This window comes from Dictyobacter arantiisoli (assembly GCF_008326305.1).
GTDB lineage: Bacteria > Chloroflexota > Ktedonobacteria > Ktedonobacterales > Ktedonobacteraceae > Dictyobacter > Dictyobacter arantiisoli.
Map to the genome: position 1 here is coordinate 51752 of NZ_BIXY01000008.1, position 8070 is coordinate 59821.

Consider the following 8070-nt stretch of genomic DNA (forward strand, 5'->3'; position numbering starts at 1 on the left):
GGAAAAAGCACGTGCAAGAGACAATTGAAGGCTATCGCCTTTCTCCCCAACAGCATTCTCTCTGGCTCTCATCCCGGCGTGATCAGTTTTATGCACAGGTTGTTGTTGATCTCACTGGCAATATTGTCAGTGAGCAACTCAAAGCTGCCTGTGAACAAATGCTGGTGCGCCATGAGATCTTTCGTACAACCTTTGTATTGCTTCCTGGCACATCCATGCCCATTCAGGTTGTCCATGAGCAGGCGCTCTATCGTTGGGAAACGACTAACCTTTCGTCTCTCTCAACTTCTGTACAGGAGTTGGAACTGGCCGCGCTGCTTCAGCAAGAACGTGAGCGTGTGGTTGATCTGGAGCAAGGACCATTGGTCTACTTCAATGTTGTCTCTTTCGCTCCGCAAAAATCTGTCCTGATAATGACGCTCCATGCTTTACATGCAGACCAGACGACGCTCCAGCTCTTCGTTAAAGACGTGGCACTGGCCTATCATGCTGCGGGCGAAAAAGTCAGCGATGCAGAAGAGGAGATTGTGCAGTATCTACAGGTTTCTGAATGGCAGAATGAACTGTTGCAGGAAGAAGAGAGTGAGGCGGGCAAGCGTTACTGGCAGAAACGTACAGTCGCTGATCTGGCTGAGCTTTCCCTACCCGGGGAGCGCAAGCCAGTCGGAGTGAGCGCGGTTTCATCTCCTCAGGTCTGCCAGGATGTCGTATCGTCGGCTGTCTATACCCGGCTCCAGCATTTTGCCGCCCTCAATCAGAGTACTGTTGAGCATAGCCTGCTGAGCGCCTGGATCATCTTATTATGGCGTTTGACTGGTAAAAGTGAAGTACAGCTTGGCCTGGGAGTGAATGGACGAATCTATGAAGAACTGACCGAGGTTGCGGGCCCTGTCACGCGCTTTGTTCCGCTTGCAGCCCATCTCTATGACCGCCAGAATTTTCTAGATGTGCTCCAATTGCTTCAGTCCTCGCGTAGCGAAGCAGAAGAGATGCAGCACTATTTTGAAGATGAGCATACAGATGCCGGGTTTCCGTTTAGTTTTGCGGTCAGTACTCAGGTGCCTGTGCTGAGTGGAGTGGAGGTTACCTTTGCTTTACGGACATGTATTGTCTATAGTATACCAACTAAAATTCAGTTATCCGTTCTGGAAAATGCAGGTGCTCTGATATTGCAATGGCATTATGATGCTGCTCTTTTCACCCATTCAGATATTGTGCGGCTATCTGCCCAATATCTGAGCCTGCTTGAACATGCACTTCAAACACCCCAATCCTCCATTAGTCTGCTCTCAATTGTAAGTCAGGATGAGCAAGAACGGCTCTTTTCTACCTGGAATGCTACCGCCAGGGATTATCCCCAGGCAATCGGGGTGGCCCGGCTCTTTGAATTGCAGGCTGAACGTACTCCCAATGCAGTGGCGGTACAGGATCAGGAGCGACAATTAACCTATGCCACACTAAACGAGCAGGCCAACCAGCTGGCAGCCTTTCTGCGGAAACGAGGTATTGGCGCGGAGACATTGGTCGCTATCTGTCTGCCTCGGCGCAACGAAATGCTGGTCAGCATTCTGGCAATCCTGAAGGCTGGTGCCGCGTATCTCCCGCTTGATTTCTCCTATCCAGAGGAGCGCCTGCGCTTTATCATTGAGGATGCTCAGGCTGGATTGTTGCTGACCACCAGTACCCTGGCCGCCCAACTTCCACAGCTGGCACCTGTACTCCTCCTGGATGAGCAACAGGGCGCAATCTCAGGCTGTGCGACCGAAAATCTGGCGGTCGCGACACAGCCGGACAATCTAGCGTATGTGATCTATACATCCGGTTCAACAGGTAAACCTAAAGGTGCCATGGTTACGTTGCGTGGCCTGACCAATTATCTGAGTTGGGCCCAGCAATTTTATGCGGTTGATACCGGGAGTGGTGCACCGGTCCATTCGTCGCTGGCTTTTGATTTAACGGTTACCAGCCTTTTCCTACCGTTATTGAGCGGACGTAGTGTAACTCTGGTTTCTGAAGCGCAAAACATTGAAACGCTGGCCACGGCGATGAAGCAGGGACACAATTATAGCCTGATCAAAATTACCCCGGCTCACCTGGAGATGTTGAATCAGGTTCTGCAACCCGAAGAATTCGCCGCATCCACACGGGCTCTGGTGATTGGTGGTGAGGCTCTCCTCAAAGAGCAGCTAGCGCCCTGGCGCGAGTTTGCCCCGCAGACACGCCTGATCAATGAGTATGGACCTACCGAGACAGTGGTTGGCTGTTGTATATATGATGTCCCTCTAGCTGCTGATCTGTCCTCATCAATTCCGATTGGCATGCCAATCGCCAATACCCGATTGTATGTCTTAGATGAGCGCTTGCAGCCAGTTCCGGTTGGCATGCCTGGTGAGCTTTATATTGGTGGTGATGGCGTTGCGCGAGGCTATCTCAATCGGCCAGCTTTAACGGCTGAACGTTTTATCCCTGACGCTTTTAGCCAGCAGCCGGGTACGCGACTCTATAAAACCGGTGATATCGTACGCTATCGTGTAGATGGTGTGCTTGAATATATTGGTCGTCTTGATCATCAGGTGAAGATCCGTGGTTTTCGTATCGAGTTAGGTGAAATTGAAGTTGCCATCAGCCATTATCCAGCAGTACGTGAGAATGTAGTGATTGTACGTGAGGATACGGCGGGCGATAAACAATTGGTCGCATACATTGTGGCGCGCGCGACTGAGCAGTTGAATATATCTGAGTTGAAGGCATTTCTTCAGCAGCAACTACCATCTTATATGTTGCCAACACATATTGTTGTGTTGAATGCGTTACCGTTGACCTCAAATGGCAAGGTTAATCGTCATGCCTTGCCTGTACCCGGCAGTGTCGAGGGCCAGGAGCAGGAAGCCTATGTCGCTCCACGTACCCCGATTGAGCAATTGATTGCGGATATCTGGTGTAAGGTGCTGCATCGACCACGCGTTTCACGCTATGATAACTTTTTTGAGATTGGCGGCCATTCTCTCTTAGCGACCCAGCTGGTAGCTCGCCTGCGTACGGCGCTGAAAATTGAAATCACGTTGAATGTGCTTTTCGATAAGCCTGTCATTGCCCGGTTAGCACCGTATGTTGAGGGAGCACTACGCCAAACCCATGGTACTGTCCTCCAGCCACTGATGCCGGTTGCCGCAGAAGAAAAGACACTGTTGTCATTCTCCCAGCAGCGCCTCTGGTTTCTGCAACAGCTGGAGCCTGAGAGTACCGCGTATACCATTCCACTGGTACTGCGTCTGCATGGCGTGGTGGATGTGAATGCGTTGGAGCAGAGTTTACTGGAAATTGTGCGTCGCCATGAAGTGCTGCGTACCATTTTTGTTGATCAGGGAGGACAACCGCTGCCCATCTTGCAGGAATCCTCGGCCTTCCAGGTGCAATATGTAGATCTGACGAGCGTGGAGCAAGCCCAAGCCAGCGATGAGACGCGTCTGTTGCAATACTTACAGGCTGAGATCCAGCTCCCGTTTGACCTTGAGCGGGATCTGCTTTTCCGCGGCCAGATCATTCATAGCGCGACCCAGGAATATATCCTGTTTATCAATGTGCACCATCTGGCCTGGGATGGCTGGTCAACCACTGTTTTTCTGGATGAATTGAATCAGCTCTATCATGCTTATCATCAGGGGATAGCTTCTCCGCTGGCCGAACTCCCTATTCAATATGCGGATTTCGCGGTCTGGCAACGTCACTGGCTCCAGGGTGAGGTACTTGATCGGCAGCTTGCCTACTGGCAACAGCAGCTTGCTTCCGCACCTATACTTGAGTTACCCACTGATTTTGCCCGCCCTGCGCTACAGAGTTATCGAGGTGCCCGCCAGCGTATCGTCATCCCTGGCGAGCTGCAAAAGAACTTAGAACAACTCAGCCAGCGTGAAGGGGTAACTCTGTTTATGACGCTGCTCGCGGCTTTCCAGGTTCTGTTGAGCCGCTATTCAGGACAGACAGATATCAGTGTGGGGACACCCATTGCCAATCGTACCTCGACCGAGATTGAGGCATTGCTTGGTTTTTTTGTCAATACACTGGTCATGCGTACAGAGCTGGCTGGCAATCCTACTTTTCCGCAGCTTTTACAGCGTGTACGTAAGGTTGCGCTGGACGCCTATAGCCATCAGGATGTCCCTTTTGAGAAGCTGGTTGAAGTTTTGCAGCCAGAGCGGGACCCCAGCCGTTCACCGTTGTTCCAGGTTCTTTTTAGTCTGCAAACTGTACAGCAGGATGAGCGAGAACAGCTCTTTGATCTGGCCGTCAATACGGTTCAACTGGTGCATGAAACGACGAAGTTTGATCTCAGTTTGATTGTGCTTCAGGATGCTGCTTCTCTTGTCTGCTGGTTTGAATATAACACCGACCTCTTTAAAGATCAGACTATTGAGCGGCTGCTACAGCATTGGCTGAATTTATTAACCTCAATCGTTGCGAGTCCGACGGCTGAGCTTGCTGATCTCTCATTGCTGTCTGAACTGGAACAGCGCGTGCTCCTGGATGAATGGAGTGGGCATACCATACCGTATCCGCGTGATGTGAGTATTCAGCAGGTATTCAACGAACAGGTGCAGGCTCATCCGCAGGCAATTGCCTTGAAATGGCAGGATGTCGAACTGACATATGCAGAACTCAATGCTCAAGCCAATCAGGTTGCACATGCTTTACTCGCACATGGGGTTCGCAATGAAGATCTCGTTGGTTTATATACTGAGCGCACGCCAGCATTGATTGTGGGCATGCTGGGAATCCTCAAGGCTGGTGCGGCCTATCTGCCTTTAGATCCGGCCTATCCACAAGAGCGGATTGCGCTAATCCTTGAGGATGCACATGCAAACATTGTGTTCTGTAGTCGTGATCTAGCCAGTGGTTTAGACTTCTCAGCTCAATTGGCTGTGGCCCCGATCATGTTGACGCTAAAAGAGTGTCTGGTGCCAGCCTATAGCAACAAGAATCCAGAGCTTACTGTGGAGGCCACGCAACTGGCCTATGTTGTCTATACATCTGGCTCGACGGGAACACCCAGGGGCGTGGCTGTTGCACATCGTGGTGTGGTACGCCTGGTGAAGAATACAAACTATCTGCCCTTTAGTGCACAGGAAACCTTCTTACAGCTCTCCTCAAATTCTTTTGACGCCTCTACGCTTGAGATCTGGGGAAGTCTGCTGAATGGCGCAAAATTGGTCCTGCTACCCATGGCTCAACCATCCCTGGCTGAACTGGCGCAGATCCTGCTGACAGAACGTATCACTGTCCTCTGGTTGACGGCTGGCCTGTTCCATCAGATGGTTGATGAGCATGTGGAAGAATTGTCGCAGGTAAAATATGTCCTGGCCGGTGGGGATGTGCTTTCGGTTCCGCATGTGAAACAACTGTTGCGTCAGGCTCCAGATAGTGTGGTGATCAATGGCTATGGGCCGACTGAGAATACCACCTTCACGACGTGTTATCCCATGCGAGCAGGCGAAGAGCCTGTTGAGACCGTATTCATCGGCTATCCGATTGCAAATACGCGTGTCTATGTATTGGATGAACAGATGCAATTGGTGCCGCAGGGGATTATTGGGGAGCTGTATACTGGTGGCGATGGACTGGCACGTGGCTATCTCAATCATCCTGAACTGAGCTCGGAGCGCTTTCTGCCAGATCCATTTGCGCAGGAGCCGGGTGGACGCCTGTATCGCACTGGTGATCTGGTGCGCTATCGTGAAGATGGCCGTCTGGAATTTGTTGGTCGCCGGGATTTCCAGGTCAAGATTCGCGGTTTTCGTATTGAGCCTGGTGAAGTTGAAGCCGTGCTGGCGCACCATTCCGCAATCACTGATCATTGTGTGGTAGTGCAGACCCGTGAGCAGGATAAATTCCTGGTGGCCTATGTGGTCCTGTCGGAGGGGACTGCTCTTACCAGTGCTGACCTGAAGATCTTTTTACGCGCAAAACTTCCTGAGTATATGATTCCTTTGCATATCATCTTCATGGAAAGACTTCCGTTGACCGCCAATGGCAAAGTGGATCGACGTGCACTCCCTTCAGTGGAGACTCAGTCAGGCACGAGTGTCGCATCGCTCTCAACTCCCACTAATCCTTTCCAGGAACTGTTGCTTGAGATCTGGCAGCAGGTACTTGGACGCCAGCAGATTACTATGCACGATAATTTCTTTGAAATTGGTGGTCATTCCTTACTGGCTACCCGGTTAATCTCGCGTATTCGCACTCTGATGAATACGGATATTGCTTTGCGAGTCCTGTTTGAGGCACCAACGATTGCATTGCTCGCACAGCATTTGCAAGACAGGAACAATCGCCAGGTTGCTGTACCTGCGATTGAAGCTGTTCCACATGATCTGGCACCGCTCTCATTTGCTCAGCAACGTCTGTGGTTCCTGGAGCAGTTAGAGCCCGGGAATATTGCCTATAATATCCCGTTAGCCTTGCATCTCCGTGGTGCATTGAATGTTTCTGCGTTACAGCAAAGCCTGCGAGAAGTTGTGCTCCGCCATGAGAGTTTGCGTACTCGTTTTGTCTTTATACATGGGGAGGTGCGCCAGCAGATTGAGCCAATCCAGAGTTTTACCTTTGTGCTTGAGCCGGTCGAGCATATGCAGCAGGTGCAGCATTTCATCGAGCTGGAAGCGCAGCAACCCTTCAATATGGAACAAGGGCCGTTATTCCGTGCACGCCTGCTGCAAATCTCTGCTCAGGAAGCGGTTTTACTGTTGACACTCCATCACAGTATCGCGGATGGCTGGTCGATTAGTGTCCTGACTAAAGAGATCAGCCAACTCTATACAGCTGCTGTTACTGGTAAGCCCTTCGCGTTGAGTGCCTTGCCGCTGCAATATGCTGATTATGCGCTGTGGCAGCGGCAATGGTTGCAGGGAGAGGTCCTGGACGCCCAATTAGCCTACTGGAAAGAGCAATTAGCTGGCGCGGAGCCGCTGATGCTGCTGACTGACCATCCTCGCCCGGCTGTTCAGACCTATCATGGGGCACGTCGGCGCGTCGAACTGTCCAGTGAATTGAGTCAGGCGATCAAGCAATTGGGACAGCGCGAAGGTACCACGCTGTTTATGACGTTGTTGGCTGCCTGGCAGGTCTTGCTGAGCCACTATAGTGGACAGGACGATATCAGCGTGGGTACGCCGATTGCTAATCGTACCCAGGAGCAGATTGAGGATTTGATTGGCTTCTTTGTGAATACGCTAGTGTTGCGCAGCGATCTCTCTGGTAATCCCGCTTTCCGTGAAGTCTTGCGTCGCGTGAAAGAGGTCGTGCTGGAAGCTTATGCCAGGCAGGATGTGCCCTTTGAAAAACTGGTGGAGGTTTTGCAACCAGAGCGGGACCGTAGCCGTTCCCCGTTGTTCCAGGTGCTCTTTGGCGTACAACATGTTGCACAAAATAGTCTGACCCTGCCAGGACTAGAGATTGAGTTACTCGGTAGTGAAGCCAAAACCGCTAAATTTGAGCTTAGCCTGACGGTGGTTGATACGACGCAGAATCTTTTGTGCGAATTTGAATACAATACCGATCTGTTTGAGCCCGAAACCATCGAGCGCTTAATCGGTCACTGGCAGTACCTGCTGACTGCCATTGCCATCCAGCCAGAGAGGCCGATCCAGGAGATACCTTTCCTCAGTTCGCAGGAGCGGCAACAACTGTTGTTTGACTGGAATGAGCCGCAACAGCAATTTCCTGTAGTGGACACCCTGGTACAGCGCTTTGAGCAGCAAGCCCGGACGCATCCCCAGGCGATCGCGGTGAGTGATGAACAACAGAGCCTGACCTATGCGCAACTGAATGCCCGGGCGAACCAGCTGGCGCATGCCCTGCGACGGCAAGGAGTTGAGCCCAATCAATTGGTCGGGTTAAGTATGGACCGTTCTGTGCAGCTACTGGTCGGTCTGCTGGGGATTTTAAAAGCGGGCGGGGCGTATCTGCCCCTCGATCCGATGTATCCCACCGAGCGTTTGCATTTTATGCTTGCCGATGCCGGGGTAGAGCGCATCGTGACCGAGCCAGCTCATACCCGGCTCTTTGCTGCGCAGC

General features: G+C 51.7%; 1 protein-coding gene. It reads left to right on the forward strand.

All coding sequences use genetic code 11. From position 1 onward, the window contains the following. Positions 1 to 11: 11 nt before the first annotated feature. A partial coding sequence (locus F1593_RS04295; RefSeq protein ID WP_172631850.1) for a non-ribosomal peptide synthetase occupies positions 12 to 8070 on the forward strand: 8059 nt, incomplete at its 3' end.